Source organism: Flavihumibacter fluminis (assembly GCF_021491375.1).
Taxonomy (GTDB): Bacteria; Bacteroidota; Bacteroidia; order Chitinophagales; family Chitinophagaceae; genus Flavihumibacter; species Flavihumibacter fluminis.
In genome coordinates, this window is record NZ_JAKEVY010000001.1 from 186,440 (window position 1) to 204,448 (window position 18,009).

At 44.1% G+C, this 18,009-nt stretch carries 12 protein-coding genes and 1 tRNA gene; 5 read left to right on the forward strand and 8 right to left on the reverse strand.

Going from position 1 to position 18,009, the window contains the following annotated elements; all coding sequences use genetic code 11:
* Positions 1–4: 4 nt before the first annotated feature.
* The 7 genes from L0U88_RS00835 to L0U88_RS00865 form a co-directional block, all read right to left on the reverse strand.
* Positions 5–688, reverse strand: coding sequence for a M48 family metallopeptidase (locus tag L0U88_RS00835; RefSeq protein WP_234863620.1), 684 nt, complete (start codon positions 686–688; stop codon positions 5–7).
* Complete coding sequence (locus L0U88_RS00840; RefSeq protein WP_234863621.1) at positions 681–3,851, reverse strand: type I restriction endonuclease subunit R; 3,171 nt, start codon at positions 3,849–3,851, stop codon at positions 681–683. Before L0U88_RS00840 ends, L0U88_RS00835 begins: the two co-directional genes overlap by 8 nt.
* Positions 3,835–4,458, reverse strand: a complete 624-nt coding sequence (locus L0U88_RS00845) for a hypothetical protein (RefSeq protein WP_234863622.1) — start codon at positions 4,456–4,458, stop codon at positions 3,835–3,837. Before L0U88_RS00845 ends, L0U88_RS00840 begins: the two co-directional genes overlap by 17 nt.
* Positions 4,421–5,662 (reverse strand): restriction endonuclease subunit S, encoded by a 1,242-nt coding sequence (locus L0U88_RS00850; protein ID WP_234863623.1) that lies wholly within the window; start codon positions 5,660–5,662, stop codon positions 4,421–4,423. Before L0U88_RS00850 ends, L0U88_RS00845 begins: the two co-directional genes overlap by 38 nt.
* The gene (locus L0U88_RS00855) at positions 5,659–7,236 is read right to left on the reverse strand and encodes a type I restriction-modification system subunit M (RefSeq protein ID WP_234863624.1); all 1,578 of its coding nucleotides are present in this window, start codon (positions 7,234–7,236) and stop codon (positions 5,659–5,661) included. The genes L0U88_RS00850 and L0U88_RS00855 overlap by 4 nt, the downstream gene beginning before the upstream one ends.
* A gap of 35 nt (positions 7,237–7,271) precedes the next feature.
* Positions 7,272–9,146: a DUF8451 domain-containing protein gene (locus tag L0U88_RS00860; RefSeq protein ID WP_234863625.1), complete on the reverse strand. Its 1,875-nt coding sequence runs from the start codon at positions 9,144–9,146 to the stop codon at positions 7,272–7,274.
* A gap of 134 nt (positions 9,147–9,280) precedes the next feature.
* Positions 9,281–9,353 (reverse strand) — tRNA-Lys (locus L0U88_RS00865).
* A gap of 188 nt (positions 9,354–9,541) precedes the next feature.
* Here L0U88_RS00865 and L0U88_RS00870 point away from each other — a divergent pair.
* The 5 genes from L0U88_RS00870 to L0U88_RS00890 all read left to right on the forward strand — a co-directional run bounded on the left by L0U88_RS00870 (position 9,542) and on the right by L0U88_RS00890 (position 17,135).
* Complete coding sequence (locus L0U88_RS00870) at positions 9,542–10,351, forward strand: SDR family oxidoreductase (protein WP_234863626.1); 810 nt, start codon at positions 9,542–9,544, stop codon at positions 10,349–10,351.
* A gap of 18 nt (positions 10,352–10,369) precedes the next feature.
* Positions 10,370–11,191, forward strand: a complete 822-nt coding sequence (locus tag L0U88_RS00875; RefSeq protein ID WP_234863628.1) for an SAM hydrolase/SAM-dependent halogenase family protein — start codon at positions 10,370–10,372, stop codon at positions 11,189–11,191.
* An 85-nt stretch (positions 11,192–11,276) separates the two neighbouring features.
* Complete coding sequence (locus L0U88_RS00880) at positions 11,277–14,315, forward strand: glycosyltransferase family 117 protein (RefSeq protein WP_234863630.1); 3,039 nt, start codon at positions 11,277–11,279, stop codon at positions 14,313–14,315.
* Positions 14,316–14,435: 120 nt separating this feature from the next.
* A complete protein-coding gene (locus L0U88_RS00885; protein WP_234863631.1) occupies positions 14,436–15,533 on the forward strand; it encodes a vWA domain-containing protein in 1,098 nt (365 codons plus the stop codon).
* Between the two features lie 63 nt (positions 15,534–15,596).
* Positions 15,597–17,135 (forward strand): sigma 54-interacting transcriptional regulator, encoded by a 1,539-nt coding sequence (locus L0U88_RS00890; protein WP_234863633.1) that lies wholly within the window; start codon positions 15,597–15,599, stop codon positions 17,133–17,135.
* Here L0U88_RS00890 and L0U88_RS00895 read toward each other — a convergent pair.
* On the reverse strand, positions 17,096–18,007 hold the full coding sequence (locus L0U88_RS00895) for a hypothetical protein (RefSeq protein WP_234863635.1): 912 nt from the start codon (positions 18,005–18,007) through the stop codon (positions 17,096–17,098). The two genes, L0U88_RS00890 and L0U88_RS00895, sit on opposite strands and share 40 nt — an antisense overlap.
* Positions 18,008–18,009: the final 2 nt, after the last annotated feature.

Sequence of the window (18,009 nt, forward strand, 5' to 3'; positions counted from 1 at the left end):
AATGCTACTTGTTCAACCGGGCATCTAATGTCTTCCAGTTACGCATATGCCTGCCCAATAGGGACCAATAGGCCCTGGAATGATCCTTCACCCTGGTATGGACCAGTTCATGTACAATTACATAATCAATCAGGCTGTAGGGTAATTTAATGGTTTCAATATTCAGGATGATCCGGTTGGTTGCAGTGCAACTCCCCCATCGCTTGTTCATTTTGCGGAATTGCAGTCCCTGGTATGTAAGGCCGGTTCGCTGGCTTAACTGCTCTACCCGCGGACCAATTTTCTCTATTGCTTTCTGCTTGTAGAAGTCTAGCAAGGCCGACTGGATTTCAGCCTGGCTGATAGATAAATTGTTTACCGTGATGATAAACCTGGAATAGGTAAACTCAATTTGTATTCGGTCATTTCGTTTGTTTACCACCACCTGTACATAATAGCTCCTGCCCAGATAAGGTAATCGTGAGCCCGAGACAATATCACCTGCCGCTACTGAACGAACCAGTTCCAGTTTATCTATAATCCAACGGGCTTTTTTCAGAATGAGTTTATCCGCTATTTCCGGGGGTACCGACTTCCCTTTGAGGATAACACCATCCACATTGTCAACGCTGATATAATGCCCCTTAAGTCCCTCCCGTTCCTGGATGGCATAATTAATCAACCTCGATCCATATCGCACACTAGGCATCTTTGTTACGCTTTAGCACATCAATCAATTCCAGGGCCTTGAGTTTGGCTTCCGGACGCAGCATTTTAGTGGTTAAAAATCGGGTCAGTTTATTTTCGATGTCTTTTTGCACCATGCTTTTTTCCTCCCATCCAACAATATTGAGTTCACCCCGCACCAGATCAAAGAGTGTCCGGGTGGCATCTTCTGCGTCTCCGTCAAAGATCAGCTTCATGGAGTCGTAAATGGCTCTCTCCCGCTCAGTGGTGAATCCTTTTGCCTCCCCTTCTTTCTGGTGATTGATAATTTCATCCTGGATATCAGCATAGGCTTTTAAGAGTGCCGTTTGAGAAATACGTTTCTCTTTATCCAACCGGAGCAGTTCTTCCAGGCGCTCTGCCAGGGGCTTATAGAAATCCGGATTTTTATCCAGTCCCACGTTGATCACATGCTTGAGGTTATTACGCATTTTCAATTCACGTGTTTGAGGCGAAGCATGCTGAATCTCCTGCCTGAATTTGTCTTTATCAATAATGGAAACCGGCTCTTCCAACAGGTGCTCCACTCCCTGTGATTTTAGGTGTTCATCAATCAGCTCCTGCAATAATTGACTCTCTTCTCTTGTTACTTTCAATTCTTCATCATCCGGAAATGCATTGCGTGCCCTTAGGCGGATTTCATTGAACAATTTGAAATCGCTGGAATATTTCATCGCTTTCGTATCTGGCAATACTATGGAGATGGATGTATTGAACGCTTTTAGTAATTCTTTGAACTGATCGCGGAGGTCGATGGGTTCAATAAACAAAACCGCTTCTTCCATAAACTTCTCGCGTTCGTAATTACGATCCACTTTGATAGGCTTGAAAAACTCTACCAGTTTGTGGTGATGTGTTTCCAATCGGGGTAATTCCTCACTTAAATTCTTGACGATATCAGAGCGTTTCAGGTCTCCGCTGAAGATTTCAAGGGCCTGGATCAGGTATTCTGTAATCCCATAATAGTCCATAATGAAACCTGCCTTCTTGCCCTTGCCACTTCTATTTACCCGGGCGATCGCCTGGAGTAGGCTGTGTTCTTTCAACGGCTTATCCAGGTACAAACAGGAGGCGATGGGGGCATCATAGCCAGTCAGCAACATATCTGACACTATCAGGATGGCTGTATTATCGTATTGCTTTCTGCCTGATTTCTCTTTGTCCTGCTCATTGCCATAAGGCAATTTGAAATCCTCGGTTACGGTTTTGACGGACTCCGGTGCCACAACCCAAACAGGGCGACGAGCATCCGGATTTTGCTTATTCCATTCCAGGGTTTCATAATAGTCGCGGGCGATTTCATCCGACTTAGGCGAGCCTATACTTACGACCACTTTTGTTTCAAAAGAGTGAAACCCTTCGTTTCGCAATTGTTCAATGATCTGTTTGTACCGGATGGCGGCATGACGGCCATCACAAACTAGCATCGCTTTGTGTTTATTCGGATAAATCTTCTCTGCAAAATGTTTCAGCAGGTGCTGGGCGATATCGGTAAGGCGACTGGTAGATGTCTGGTATTTCTTAAGCGCTTTTTGCTTGAGCAGGTTTTGTTTTTCCTCTGATTCATGACCGAATTTAGCTTCGAACTCAGCATCCAGTTCAGCCTTTTTGATATCCAATCGCGCTATACCTTCATCGTATAATAACTCCACCGTAGCGCCATCGGCAACAGATTCTTTAATCGTATATACATCCAGGTAATCACCTCCATAAAACTCCGCCAGGGTGGATTTCTCCTCTTTGGATAAAGGCGTACCGGTGAAGGCGACAAATTTTGCATGGGGTAATACCGAACGCATGAATGCAGCAAGGAATCCATACTGCGACCGGTGGGCTTCATCCACCAGCACGTAGATATTTTGTTTTGAGGATAATTGTTCCAGTACGATTTCCTCCCGCTCCTTAATTTCCCATACACCATCCACCTTTACCTTGGTGGTTTTGATCAGGATATTATTCCGGATTTCCTTGGTGATGAGGGTATGCTCCTGTTCTTCCTCCAGGGACTTATCCTGCGGCTCCTCTTCTTCTTCCCGGGGTTCCTGGAATTTTTGCAGGGTGGTGGTTATGATGCCACCGTAATCATTTCGGAGCAGGATATCCAGGTTTTTAACGGAGCCGGCTCTTTGTACATTCTTAAAACCGATATCCACAAATGTATCGGTAATCTGCTGATCCAGGTCTTTTCGGTCGGTCAGGATCAGGACGGTAGGATTTTCAAAGCCATATTCCGGCGACTGCAATTTCCGCGTTACATAGGCCATGGTAATAGACTTGCCGGAGCCCTGGGTATGCCAAACTACACCACCTTCTCCACTTTGTAGTTTAGCGATGGTTTTATTGGTAGCGCGGATTTGCTGGTAGCGGGGCAGCTTTTTAATCGTAACCCCTTCCTCCCGTTGATAGATGACAAAATGCCGGATGATATCCAGCAGGTGTTCTTTTTTAAAGAGGCTGTAAAGTAATTTATCCTGTTCGGATTTCAGTCCGGGTATAGGTTGTTTGGGATCGGTTTTAAAGACTGAATAAAAAGTTGATTTGGCATTGATCGCGCCATATTTGCCACCTACACCATAGATACAGGCGATCAGTTGATTGTAGTGAAACAGTTTTTCGGAGTTCTCCTGGTAAAAGCAGCAATCACTATAGGCTTTATCGAAGGCATTTTGCGTACCGGGGGCTTTACATTCCAGCACTGCGAGGGGTAAACCATTCACAAATAGAATGAGATCAGGAATGGAATTGCGGCTCTTGCCGTGGATGCGCAACTGGTTTACGACCAGGAAATCATTGTTTTCCGGTTGTGCATAGTCGATATAGTGAATAGCATGGAAAGCCTCCTGGTTGTTGATCGTTTGTTTAACAGTGAAAGTGCCTCCTTTGATCAGTTCCCAGATTTGCTGGTTGATTTCCATCAGGGAGCTACCCTGGACAGTGGTGATTTTGGTAATCGCCTTATCGAGGTTGGCTTCATTGAGCCAGGGATTGATACGTTGGAGGGCTGTGCGTAAGCGATGCAGCAGAACCACATCAGTGATATCGTTTCGTTCATCCTGCAGTTTACCGTCGTAGTATTGATAGCCCAGCGACTGTAGCAGGGCGATAGCAGGGGCTTCGCTGTATTCGTATTCAGGAGATAAGGCCATGTTTCGGGTTCAAAGCAATTCCCAGTTCAAAAAACGCCCATTCCAGATCACGCAGGGAAAAACTTGCATTAGAATTTACTACCCAAGATAATAAGGTTTCTCTGTATTTGAGATAGTTGGAAAGTTGTTTGATGGTAAGGGCATTGGAATAAGTTGGAAATTTTTTAATATTATCTGTCGGGTATGTTGAAAAGAATTCATTCCAACCTCGGGTAACATTGCTGTCGATAATGGGGACAGTATCTGGTGCGATAAAATGCAGGGTTTTGGAAACACCTACCAGGCTGTTGTTGATAACGGGGATGAGCAGGGTAAATAAAGCTTCCAGGTGCTGATCCTCTCCCTTCTTTAGTGACTTTAAGTCAGTAAGCAATTGTTTTTCGTCCGAAATAAGGTGACTGTTGATGGTTGGAATAGTAGGCATCCAGGAATAGGTGTAGGCAACTAGCCGCCAGAAATCCTGGAGGTTATTGAGGGGTGAATCCAGGAATATGGAATAAGTGAGCGCATACCAGTCGGGCACTGTGTTATCTTCTTTTGTAGGCCTTTTCTGTTTTGAATTGGTGTAATTAAGAAGTTGGTTGTAGCTCTCCTGATTTAGCTGCATGGGTGTTAGAGTTAAGGTTTACGCGTAGTTTTCCAGTGAGGAGTTGCTGCATGAGGCCTTTTTTAAAGTTCTCAAATCTTTCTTTTTTTGAAGTCAGGCAAATTAGTTTATCATCAATCAAAGAAAGGATTGAAGAAATCTTTCTTTGTTCCTTCAATGGAGGCAAGGCTAAATAATATTTTTTAATAATTGCCCATGATGTACGAGGCATTTTTGTTCCAAATGATTTCGATACTGAGTGAAGTATAAAAGACTCTAGCTGTACTAAATAAAAAAGAAATTTAGAATCGACGTTATCCTTTGATCTAAATACCATTAACTCTGTAGTACAGCAACCTTCAAATTCTGAATACCAGAATTTGCGCAAGTATGGCCTTAATTTTCCAAATAGAATGTCCGATTTTTGAAAATGGGTTTTTAAACTAGATTTATTTTCATAATCATCATAGCCTATTAATTTCCCAGTATTTTGTTCTAAATGTTCAAGCTCAACACATTTGCCATTGCGTTCCTTGTATTTTGTTGATACATTTAAAGCAATATCCTCGAAATATTTACAATCCCAACACTTCGGAATTTTACCCAGAGGAGAATCTTTGAACTTTGTATGGCCGATACCTTTGGTAAGCAATTGCTGCATCAGGCCTTTTTTCAACTCTGTTGTTTGGTTTATTTGCGCTTCAATTACTTCAATCTTTTCATCTACTGTGGAGAGGATTTCAGCTATTTTTTGTTGTTCGGGAAGAGGGGGTAAAGCAACTTTCAAAGATTCCATCCCACTTTTTGTAACATGTAACATTGTTGAACCGTGGGATTGATTTTTCATCCGAATGGTAATTTCATCCAATAGGTAATAATGAAATTCTTTCAATAACTTTTTTGCATTTACTTCAATTTTCCAGATATGGTAATGGTAAATTGCTTTTGTTCCTTTCCACCATACAGGTCCAAATGTTGCGGACCACATATAAAGAAGATCTCCTGAATAACAATATTGATGTTCCGGTAGTTTTAAATTAGAATAATAATATTCTGTACCAGATCCAGTTAGATTTTGTAGTCTAATAACAGGAATTCCAGTCTGTTCCCATTCAGTTAATTTATACGCTCGACCATTAAAAAAAGTTGCAATCTCACCTTGCTTCAAGATTTTCCAATTACTTGGGATTAGGCCTAGTTCAGTCACTTTATAATCATCACTCATATCCCCAACTCCTTTAAAAAGTTAACCAATCTCGCATCAATCTCTTTTTCCTTTGCTTCAAGCTTCTCCAGCTCCAGTTTCACCTCGTGTAAATTGATTTCCGGTTCTTCTTCACTGGTATCGATGTAGCGAGAAATATTCAGGTTGTAATCATTGGAGGCGATCTCTTCCCGATCTACCAGTCGCGCGAATTTTTCACTTACCTCAGTTTGTTTAATCTGCAGCGCGAAGTGATCGTAGGCCTCTACAATCTTCTTAATATGCGGCTCTAACAGTTCATTCTGATTCTTACCTTCCTTATAATCTCCACTGGCATCAATTATGATCACCTTATTGCGCAGGTGTTTTGGTTTGGATTTACTAATTACCCAGATACTGGCTGGAATGCCGGTATTATAGAATAAAGCTGGAGGAAGTCCAATAATCCCTTCAATCAGATCGGCTTGCAGTAATTTTTCCCTTATGGCTCCCTCACTACCACTACGGAACAGAGTTCCATGCGGAAGCACCACACCCGCTTTGCCATCCTGCTTTAAAACAGCAATCATGTGCTGCAGAAAAGCCAGATCAGCATATCCGCGTGGTGGAATTCCATATTGAAAACGCCCAAAAGTATCTACCACTACTTTGTTATAGTTGGGAGTTACTTTCTTCTCTTTTCCATTTCTGTCCAGATTCTGGTCCTGCCCAATTTCTGCAGGAGTCCACCATGCATCCTGGCTGAATGGCGGATTGGCGATCACCCGGTCGAATAACATCAACTCTCCTTTATCATTTTTGTGTTTTGGATAAACCAGGGTATCACCCTTCTCCAAACTTGCGTCCAGGTGGTTGTGCAGGATCATATTCATTTTACCGATAGCCCAGGTACCAATGTTTTTCTCCTGACCGTATAATGAGACATTGATATTATTACCCTCTCTCCCGCCTGGTTGTTCTGCCACGTATTTGGCGGATTCAATCAACATACCCCCAGATCCGCAGGTTGGGTCATACACTTTATGTTTTGGTTGAGGTTTGATCAACCGAACAATTGTGGTAACCACACCTCTTGGAGAATAGAACTCTCCTCCCTTTTTGCCACTGTCATCCGCGAACTGTTTGATCAGGTATTCATAGGCATCACCTAAGATATCAGGGGTATAGAGATCACTGTTTTTGAGAGAGTATTGATTGAAGTGGCGCAGGAGACGTTGTAACACGGCATCACTCAGTTTATCCTTATCGCCAAATTTGGTGGCGGTCATAACCCCTTCCAGAGAAGTATTATCACGTTCAATGGCTGCAAAAGCTTTGTCCAGGGCAATGCCGATATTCTCAGTGATCTTTTTTATGGATTCCCAGCGGGCTTCGGCAGGGACTTTAAAATAGGTTTCCTCCTCTGCTTCCTTTCTGCTGATGCCATCGCGCTCCATGATGAGCTGGACTTCCTCTTCGAAAACGTCATTGGTTCTTTTTAAGAAGAGGAGACCAAAAATATAGTTCTTGAAATCGGAGCTATCGATACTACCTCTAAGAATATTGGCAGAATCCCAGAGCCAGGATTCAAGGGTGGAAAGGTCGAGTTTGGGCATTGTAAGTGGTGATTAGGTAACCAAAAAATCATTTGTTATACAGCTGTATATGCCTGATTCGGGTGATTTGGCATTTCAGGTAAGGTAAACTTCAATAAACCTTCTTGACGTAAGGGAATAATAAACTCCTCTAAGAGATATTTATCTTTTCTCTGAAGAAGAATACTTAGTTCTTCAAGTGAGTGAGGTCTGAATTTGCATAATTCAATTATTATGTTTTTCAGTACGTCCGGATTTGAAATTCTTTTACCCAGGCTAATTATTCGGTTGCGAAGATTCTCTGGAATTTCTTCCAACAAAGCGTCAAAAGTCACTTCTGAGGAAGCCTGAGGTGGTCCACTAAGAGCAGAAGGTGGTCCACTAAGAGCAGGAGGTGGTCCACTATGGGCAGGAGGTGGTCCACTAAGGCTTGTTTTAATGTCAAGTCCCTGATTCATAAGTGATCCAGCAATTAAATAGGTATACCTGCCTTTGCCTTTCATTTCCAGCAAATCCAACTCTTTAAGTTGCCTTAATTCACCACTGGACCTGAAAACATCACAGCCATTCAACTGGCGATATGTTGGGTTATCTACAGCACCAGCTTCCCGGGTAAAAATCAGGGCTCTTTTCTGGTTGTCATTTAAATTAAGACTGTTAAATTGGTTTAACCAATCCAAATCTTCTTCACTTAGAAAATGGTGCAAAAGTAAACGTAGAGTAAATTTATTGGCACCATGGTCAGACTCAAAAGTTGGTGGGGCCATACCTGCTCTTTCCATTAATCTCCTCATGGTTCTAATACCACTTCCCTTGGTTTCTGCCAGGTTTGTTTCATGAAAAATGGCAGCAATAAACTGATTCCGGCTTTGTGATCCAGGTTCACCTAACTGATCTGCAGGCTTTAAAGAGAAGCCCGGATTCCTTAATTCTATTCTATTACCATATCTTATTAATTGAATAGGTTCATTTACCCGGTAAGATCGATGCATAAAAGCATTGACTAGGGCTTCCCGGAGCACCCTTCCAGGTAGGCCTACCGATTCAGCATGTAATTCTCCTTCTGGCAAAAGAAAGCCTTTGGGGAGATCATCAGATACAGCAGAATATGCTCTTGAAACTAACTCCAATAATGGGCCCCTCATGTCAATTGTGGTAAATCTGTTCTCTGGATCAGCCACCCATTCATTGCCTGGTACTCTAATATAATCCACCCTCATCATAGGAATGAGTCTACGGTGGGCGGCACGCGAACCAAAAACTAAAAGTCCAGCATAGGTTAATTTCCAATCACCAGACTGAGTTTTTACTGCGCAACCTAATGCTTGCAGCAACTCTTTATCATTATATTGGAGTTCTTCTGCATAGGTATTTACGTTTTTCCTTAATTGCCGATATAGAGATATTGCATTTTCGTCAATGTCATCTAATGAACTACCCTGAACGATTGCGGAATCGAAGGTTTCTGTTTGATTGTAAAACAATATCATATCATCATCACTGCATCGCTGATCGCTTGATCCAATGCGACGATAGGCACCTCTTGGGAGTCCTTCATTTTTAAAGTAAAGCGGTTTTTGGCTGATATGAAGTTCCGGTATGAAAACCTTTAAAACATTAAGATTGTTGGAGGTCTCTATTTCAATTTCAGGTCTAACTGGAATATTGAACAAACTTGCACATTGCGAAGCAAGATCAAGCTGTAGCTTATCCATATCTTTAACACCTACGACTTCATACTGAGGAAACAAAAGAAGTTCTTTTCTTTCAATACCCAATACAAGGGTGCCTCCTCCTAAGTCAGGTTCATTCGAAAATGCGCAAATGGTTTCCATTATAGAACGGTCAATAGCGCTGCCACGTTTTACTTCAATGGTTGTGGACTCATCACTATTATTTAATCGTTCAATAATATCCTTCAGCATTTCCATAATTCAAGCAGTATTTGCAGCGATAATAACAATGCAAACAAGATAATCAAAATATAGAGGTGTCAAGTTCCAGAAATAAGAAACAATTAAAATAAAGCACATAAAAAAACCCCTCAATTTTGAGGGGCTTCCAGTGATCCCGCTGGGACTCGAACCCAGGACCCATACATTAAAAGTGTATTGCTCTACCAACTGAGCTACAGGATCTTATCCCGTTTTTAACAACTGTGTTGTTTGATTTGGGAGTGCAAAAATAGGGATTAATCGTTTCGCCCCAAATTTTTTTTATTTTTTTTCTGTTCTTTTTTTTCCTGCTAACAAATTGGCTGCAAACCATTTGCCTCTCCATCAAAGGTGCTTTTTTTTAGATAGGTTTGCAAAAGATAGTTCAACCCATGAGTGAATTTTTTAAAAATAAAGTGATTGCCATCACAGGTGGCAGCGAAGGAATCGGAAAAGCCCTTATTGATCAACTCATCCCCCTCGGTGCTAAAGTTGCCACCTGCGGACGCAGTTATGATAAACTGTATAACCTGCAGATGGAATATACCAATGTGATGCTCCACACCGTTGTGGCGGATGTCAGCAAAGAAGAAGACTGTAAAAAATTCATCCAGTCCACGCTTGACACCTTCGGCAAAATTGATATCCTGATCAACAATGCCGGTATCTCCATGCGCGCCCTTTTTAAAGATGCCGACCTGGATGTATTCCGCCAGGTAATGGAGATCAATTTCTTCGGTTCCGTCTATTGCACCAAATACGCAATGCCCAGCCTGATTGAAAACCAGGGTATGATCCTCGGCATCTCCAGCATCGCCGGGTACCGCGGACTGCCAGGCAGAAGTGCCTACTCCGCTTCCAAGTTTGCCTTGCAGGGCTGGCTGGAAGCACTGCGCACCGAAATGCTGGATCACAATGTCCACGTGATGTGGATCGCGCCCGGATTCACAGCCAGCAATATCCGAAATGCCGCCCTCACCGCGGAGGCCAAAGCACAGGGCTCCTCTCCCATGGATGAGAGCAAACTCATGACTGCCGAAGAATGCGCCCATCATATCCTGGATGCCATGGAAAAAAAGAAACGCACACTGGTACTAACGTACACGGGTAAACGCGCCGTGTTCATGAACCGTTTCTTCCCTTCACTGGCAGATAAACTGACACACAAGTTTTTTTTCAAAGAAGGCAAACTGGTGAAGTAGTACCTTCGTAAACTGTTCATGGCCGTTCTCACGCTCACATCCGATTTTGGCACCCAGGATTACCTGGCAGGCGCAGTCAAGGGGTTGCTCCTACGGATAGATCCTTCGTTCAATCTGGTGGATATCAGTCACGGTATTCGACCTTTCAACTATCCGCAGGCAGCTTATATCTGCAGAAATGCCATCCGTCATTTTCCTGAATTGTCGTACCACTTAATACTGGTCAATCTTTTTGAGCGCAGGAACAGTCACCTTTTGCTGGCGTATCATAAGAACCAGTATTATCTCTGTGCCGACAATGGCCTGCTGCCCATGATCCTGGAAGAAAAGCCGGAACTGGTGATCGGTCTGCCGATGGATCCGCAGGTACAGGGACATACCCTGCACTGCATCGAAGTGTTTGGCAAAGCCATCGCGGCACTGAACCGGGGCGAACGAATTACAGATATTGGAGAACCTGATTTTCCTTACCTGGAGAAGAATCCGCTTAAGCCTTTGCTACAGGAAAACACTATCGAGGGACAAATTATCTATATTGATCAGTTCGAAAATGTGGTGGTCAATATCACCCGGGAGCAGTTTGAAGCCCAGCGAAAAGGAAGGGGATTCACTATCCTTTTCAAACGCAATGAAACCATTGAACGCCTCTCCAATAACTATGCAGATGTGCCGGAGGGAGAAAAGCTGGCGCATTTTAATGCGGCGGGTTACCTGGAGATATCTATCAATAAAGGCAATGCAGCCGGGCTCTTTGGTTTGCAGGGCTATGGTGAGCAAAGCCAGAATACCTACCTGCAAAACCGCCTTTTTTACCAGACAGTCAGGATTTTCTTCCAATAACAACTATTTTCACAAATTTTTGGGCCGTGGCGGCTTTTAAAAGCATTTACTTTAATTTGCCACGCCTTGTATAAACCAATGCTGTATGAATTTTAAGAAAGTGAACAACCTTGCCGGCTGGGTCATCTGCGCAATCGCCTGCACCGTGTACCTGCTGACAATGGAAGCCACCGCCAGTTTATGGGATACCGGTGAATTTATTTCGAGCGTTTATAAGTTACAGATCCCGCACCCGCCAGGAGCTCCTCTCTTTGTATTGTTGGGTCGCATTTTCGTGGTGATCTTTGGCGGCAGCAATCCTGCCATCGCGGTAAACATCATGAGTGCCCTTGCCAGTGGATTTACCATTCTCTTTCTTTTCTGGACCATCACCCATTTTGCGCGCAAACTGGTGGTAACCAACAACGCTGAACCTACCGGTCAGCAGATCTTTGCGATCATCAGCGCCGGTGCTGTAGGTGCCCTGGCTTATACTTTTTCTGATTCATTCTGGTACAGCGCCGTGGAAGGGGAAGTATATGCCCTCTCCTCCCTGTTCACTGCCCTGGTATTCTGGGCCATCCTGAAATGGGAACACAGTGCCGATCAGCCTGGATCTGATAAATGGATTGTATTCATCTTTTTCATGATGGGTCTCTCTATTGGTGTACACCTGCTGAACCTCCTCACCATCCCTGCAATTGTGATGGTATATTATTTCAAGCGCTACCAGCCAACTGCCTGGGGAACATTCTGGGCCTTCATAGTAGGCTGTCTGATCACCGGTTTTGTACAGGTGGTAGTTATCCAGTGGTCGGTGAAAGCTGCCGGCTGGTTTGATATCCAGTTTGTAAACGGACTGGGTATGCCCTTCTTCTCTGGTTTCATTGCCTTCTTTATACTCCTGAGTGTATTATTTTATTATGGTCTTTACACCGCGAAGAAGAACCATTGGAACTTCCTGCGCCTCGGTATCTGGTGTGCGATTTTCATGTTACTGGGTTACAGCAGTTATGTAACTACCATGATTCGCTCCAATGCCAACCCTGCAGTGGATATGTACAATGTGGACAACCCGCATTCACTGGTAGGTTACCTGGGCCGTGATCAATATGGTGATTTCCCTCTTTTATATGGACAAATGTTCACCGCTTCTCCAAAGGATTACGCGGAGACCAAGAAGAAATATTCCAAAGGAAAAGACAAATATGAATTCATTGGATATGATATCAAACCGGTATATGCCAATGAAGACAAGATGTTGTTCCCGCGTGTGTGGGATGCAAGTAACGACCAGGGACATGCGGATTTCTACCGCGACTGGTTAGGACTGGCAGATGGTGAAAAACCCAATATGGCCGACAACGTCAGTTTCTTTATGGGTTACCAGATGAACTGGATGTACTGGCGTTATTTCATGTGGAATTTTGCCGGTAAACAAAATGATGTGCAGGGCTTCACGCCAACCAATGTGCGTGATGGCAACTGGATTTCGGGTGTATCCTTCATTGATAACTGGCGCCTTGGCAACCAGGATGCCATGCCAGAAGCCTTGAAAAACAACAAAGCCAACAATAAACTTTACTTCCTTCCCCTGATCCTCGGTATCATGGGATTGATCTACCAGTATTTCGCCAACCGCAGAGATTTCATTGTGGTGGGATTGCTGTTCTTCTTTACCGGCATTGCCATTGTACTCTACCTAAACCAGGCGGGCAATCAGCCTAGGGAGCGGGATTATGCTTATGTGGGATCCTTCTATGCCTTTGCGATCTGGATAGGCCTGGGCGTATTGCAGGTGCGTGAGTGGCTGATGAAAAAATCCGGTGAGCGCATTGCAAATATGAGTGCTGCCCTGGTATGTTTGCTGGCAGTACCTGTACTGATGGGCTTTCAGGAGTGGGATGACCATGATCGTAGCAAAAAAGTATTGGCCCGCGACCTGGCGAAGGATTACCTGGAAAGCTGTCCGCCTAACGCGATTCTCTTTACCTATGGCGATAACGATACCTATCCCCTCTGGTATGCCCAGGAAGTGGAAGGCATTCGTCCGGATATCAGGGTAATCAACAACAGCCTGTTGGGCATCGACTGGTATATCAACCAGCTTCGCTATAAAGTGAATGAAAGTGATCCGATTGATGTGATCTGGTCAGAAGATCAGATCAGAGGCCGCAATCGTGATTATGTTATCTATAATCCACGTCCGGATGTAAACCAGGAGCGTTTCTACGACCTGTATGATGTAATGAAGAATGTGGTAGGAAGTGAGGATCCGGCATTCAAAGTTGCCCTTACCGGAGGAGAAAACATCAATTACCTGCCTGCCAAGAAATATGTATTACCGGTGGATGAGCAGGTGGTACGTTCCAATGGAACTGTGAATCCGGGCGACAGTGTGGTAACAGCAGTACCGGTGATTATTCCCGAGAACAAGAATACCCTGCTGAAAAATGACCTGGCTATCCTGAATATCATTGCTGCGAACAAATGGAAGCGCCCGATCTGTTTTACAGCACCGTATACAGCTTCTGAGCTGGGCTTTGGTAATTTCATGCGCAAGGATGGATTGACCTATCGACTGGTGCCGATCTCCAACAATACCGGTTTCAATACCGATTGGATGGTAGACAAGTTGAAGAACAAGTTTGGATTTGGAAGCGCGGATATTGCCGGGGTGTATTTTGATGAAGAAAACCGTCGCCATTTGAATACCATCCGTGCTGCATATGCAGATGGAGCAGGTGCATTGGCAGATGCCAACCGCAAAGACGAAGCCAAGCAGTTGCTGGATATGGCGGATAAGGGAATTCTGCTGGAAAATATGCCTTATGCTATGCCAAGCAGAAGCAATCAGCACAACTATTTCACCTTCCGTTTCCTGGAAGCGGCCTACAAAGCCGGACATACAGCACTTGCTGATAAAGTATCCAAGGCGCTGCACAGGGATTTCGATCAGCAGTTGAAATACTATGCACAATTGCCGGATCGCAAACAGGAAAGCATGCGTAATGAGATTGCCGGTACACAGCAACTGGTTCAGATGCTGCAAATGCTGGAGAACAATTACAAACAGGGTTCTACTGTTCAGCCATCCATTGAATCTGGTGGTACAATTGGACAGCCGCAGGACAGTTCAAAGTAATACATACAACTATCTTTGCATACGAAGGCCGCCTGGATTTGGGCGGCTTTCTTTTTTAGACGGCTTTGCTAACTTTTTAGGTTATAAGTTGTAATTTATACTGGAGGAGATCAGATAACTATGAAAGGATTTAAGTTTAGTGGGTTCCGACCTGACGAACAAGGCAAAACTACCTTCGACACACTCTTAAAATTATTTCTGGAGCTGTTGACCTATACCAGTGGTGATGTAGGCGAAGCATTGCAATGGCTCAATCAACTCGACCGGCAATACGAACTCACAAGTGAAGAATATGGAATGGGTGATTTTATTGAGGACCTGAAAGCGAAAGGATATATCGATGAAGACCCCGCGAATGGCAATATCAAAATCACGCCTAAAACAGAACAGGGAATTCGCAAGAAATCACTGGAAGAAATCTTTGGTAAGCTGAAGAAAACGCGACAGGGCAATCACAACAGTTTCAAAACCGGTGCAGGAGATGAAGTGAGTCCGGATACCCGCCCCTTCCAGTTTGGCGATATGCTGGAGCAAATCGATTTCACAGAAAGCATCCGCAATGCCCAGATCAATCACGGGGTGGAATCTTTCCAGATGAGGGAGGATGACCTGCAGATCCGCGAAACGGATTTCAAAACACAGACCTCTACGGTGCTGATGATTGATATCTCGCACTCTATGATATTGTATGGAGAGGATCGCATTACGCCTGCTAAAAAAGTGGCGATGGCACTCAGCGAGCTCATAACTACGAGGTATCCTAAAGACACCCTGGATATTGTGGTGTTTGGAAATGATGCCTGGCCGGTAGAGATCAAGGACCTGCCCTATCTGCAGGTGGGACCCTATCATACCAATACAGTAGCTGGATTGGAACTGGCGATGGATCTATTGCGACGCAGAAGAAATCCGAATAAGCAGATCTTTATGATCACAGATGGTAAGCCAACCTGTTTGAAGGTGGGCAGGCGTTATTATAAGAACAGCTTTGGGTTGGACAGAAAGATTACAACTCGCTGTCTGAACCTGGCTGCGCAGTGTAAGAAATTGAAAATTCCGATCACCACATTTATGATTGCTTCGGATCCTTATTTACAGCGTTTTGTCAATGAGTTTACAGAAACCAACCAGGGGAAAGCGTTTTTTGCTTCGCTGGATCATTTGGGAGCGTTTTTATTTAAGGATTTTGAGAGTGGGAAGAGAAGCATCTTGAAGTGAGAAGTATGAAGTGAGAATTAAGAAGTAAAAAAAGAGCAATCAAGAACATTGAATTAAGGAAAGATGAAAAATATTACAAGCATAGCAACATTAGGAGAATTGAGGAAGTCGGGGTATAAGGCGAGGTCGGTGAAGGAGGAGATCAGGGAGAACCTGATCAAACATATCCAGGCGGGTACACAGCCATTTGAAGGCATTATCGGTTATGAGGATACGGTAATACCGGATACGGAGAGAGCATTGTTGAGTCGCCATAATATCCTGTTCCTGGGCTTACGCGGACAGGCCAAAACCCGGATGGCGCGGCAGATGGTGAACCTGCTGGATGAATACATACCCACCATTGCGGGATCTGAAATCAATGATGATCCATTCGCGCCCATCTCCAAACATGCAAAGGATCTGATCGCGCAGCATGGTGATGAAACTCCGATTCACTGGGTGCATCGCTCTGAGCGGTATGGTGAGAAACTGGCCACGCCAGATGTAAGTGTAGCCGACCTGATTGGAGATATTGATCCGATTAAAGCTGCTAACCTGCGACTCAATTTCGCGGATGAACAGGTGATCCATTATGGTATCATTCCCAGGAGCAACCGGGGCATTTTTGTGATCAATGAAATCCCGGATCTGCAGGCAAGAATCCAGGTAGCGCTCTTTAACATCCTGGAAGAAGGAGATATTCAGATACGTGGATTTAAACTGCGTATGCCACTGGATATCGTATTTGTATTCACAGCTAACCCAGAGGACTATACGAACAGGGGCTCTATTGTAACCCCCTTGAAAGACCGGATTGAAAGCCAGATCCTGACCCACTATCCGAAATCCATCGAAACTTCCATGGCCATTACAGAGCAGGAAGCGGACGTGAAAGAAGAGCAACTGAAGAAAGTGGAGATCAGTGATATGGTAAAGCGGATCATTGAGCAGGTGGCATTTGAAGCAAGGAACAATGAGTATGTAGATAAAAAAAGCGGGGTGTCAGCACGACTCACCATCAGTGCCTTTGAAAACGCGATCAGTGCTGCTGAATTAAGAGCCCTGGTGAACCAGGAGAAAAAGACGCAGGTCTGGATGAGTGACTTGCTGGGCATCATTCCCTCGCTCACCGGAAAAATCGAACTGGTGTATGAAGGAGAGCAGGAAGGTCCCTTCCAGGTGGCAATGAACTTATTGGATAAATCCATCCGTACCCTATTTGTTCAGTATTTCCCTAACCCGGAAACAATGAAGAAGAGAAGGAATACTGGCAAGGAATCCATGAAAGAGGAAGAGAATCCGTATAAAGCTATAACGCGCTGGTTTGATAATGGTAACCAGCTGGATCTGTTTTTCCAACAGAAAGATGCAGACAAACTGTTACGGTTATACGCAGTAGACGGGCTGCATGCACTGGTGAAAAAATTCTATCCCAAGGCGAATGAAAAAGAAAGCGCCTTACTGATGGAATTTGTATTACACGGATTATCTGCCTATTCACTCATCAGCAAAAAGATCATTGAAAACAAAATAGAATTCAAGGATCTGATTGGTTCCATGGTGAACCTGGGAAGTGGATCTTATCGTGATGATGAACTGGACAGTGAAGATTTCTCCTGACCTAGTAAGATACCAATCCGGAACCCGGTGTTGAGTGCCAATGCCGGGGCTTTTCCAAGCTTGATATTGGTATAATGGTACGCAGCATATTCATCTGCGTAGGAGTTGTAGCTGCCGTTGTCATTGACATTGTCAAACCCATAACCAACACCAAAAAACATATCCAGCACAACCCGGTCAGCAACTACCCACTGTTTGCCAAATTCCATCATCAAAGTGCCATAAACAAGTGTGCGGCGATCTTTTTCAACACTGTTGTTTTTCTGGACAATAATGTTTTCACTGTATGTTCCGAGATAGGCAACCGGTTTGAAATAGGAACCCTGAAGAATATGCGCGTAGCGAATGTTACGGTTGAGGAAATCCGGAGTTTTGATGAATTTGTAACCAAATCCGACTGCAGCACCAACTGCACCGCGGCGGTATTCCATACTTAGACCGGTAACAGGATCATAGTAATAATCATCGAAGGAAATATTTTTACCAAGACCAATTAAAGACAAACTCATTTCAATGGAGCGCCCAGGTGCCTGGCTTTTTTCATAGGTCAGTAAAGTGTGACCAAAAAGCGGGGAGAGAAAATTCAGTTTGAGGGCGGATTTTTTCTGATCCGCATAGAGGGAGGGATCTTTCAATTGCTGGTGATAGGACTCTACCCTGCCGTTGGCAAAAACAATCTTTATCAGTTGGATTTTTTCAATGGCATACACTGGTCCGGTTGGATCTTCTTCCAGCAGGTATTTAACTTCGTCTACACCTACTTCTGTAACCTTAGCGGCTATAATCTTACCATCTTTTTTGTAAATGCGGTCCTGGGCTTGCAGGGCAAGGCTTCCCATTAAAAAAGCGAAAAGGATAAGGCAGGTTCTCATCG

What these genes read in the sequence shown, in the direction of transcription:
- L0U88_RS00875 (WP_234863628.1), top strand. Translation starts at nt 10,370, where the DNA reads ATGGCCGTTCTCACGCTCACATCCGATTTTGGCACCCAGGATTACCTG.
- L0U88_RS00860 (WP_234863625.1), bottom strand. Translation starts at nt 9,146, where the DNA reads ATGGAAATGCTGAAGGATATTATTGAACGATTAAATAATAGTGATGAG.
- L0U88_RS00895 (WP_234863635.1), bottom strand. Translation starts at nt 18,007, where the DNA reads ATGAGAACCTGCCTTATCCTTTTCGCTTTTTTAATGGGAAGCCTTGCC.
- L0U88_RS00850 (WP_234863623.1), bottom strand. Translation starts at nt 5,662, where the DNA reads ATGAGTGATGATTATAAAGTGACTGAACTAGGCCTAATCCCAAGTAAT.
- L0U88_RS00855 (WP_234863624.1), bottom strand. Translation starts at nt 7,236, where the DNA reads ATGCCCAAACTCGACCTTTCCACCCTTGAATCCTGGCTCTGGGATTCT.
- L0U88_RS00845 (WP_234863622.1), bottom strand. Translation starts at nt 4,458, where the DNA reads ATGCAGCTAAATCAGGAGAGCTACAACCAACTTCTTAATTACACCAAT.
- L0U88_RS00840 (WP_234863621.1), bottom strand. Translation starts at nt 3,851, where the DNA reads ATGGCCTTATCTCCTGAATACGAATACAGCGAAGCCCCTGCTATCGCC.
- L0U88_RS00885 (WP_234863631.1), top strand. Translation starts at nt 14,436, where the DNA reads ATGAAAGGATTTAAGTTTAGTGGGTTCCGACCTGACGAACAAGGCAAA.
- L0U88_RS00835 (WP_234863620.1), bottom strand. Translation starts at nt 688, where the DNA reads ATGCCTAGTGTGCGATATGGATCGAGGTTGATTAATTATGCCATCCAG.
- L0U88_RS00880 (WP_234863630.1), top strand. Translation starts at nt 11,277, where the DNA reads ATGAATTTTAAGAAAGTGAACAACCTTGCCGGCTGGGTCATCTGCGCA.
- L0U88_RS00870 (WP_234863626.1), top strand. Translation starts at nt 9,542, where the DNA reads ATGAGTGAATTTTTTAAAAATAAAGTGATTGCCATCACAGGTGGCAGC.
- L0U88_RS00890 (WP_234863633.1), top strand. Translation starts at nt 15,597, where the DNA reads ATGAAAAATATTACAAGCATAGCAACATTAGGAGAATTGAGGAAGTCG.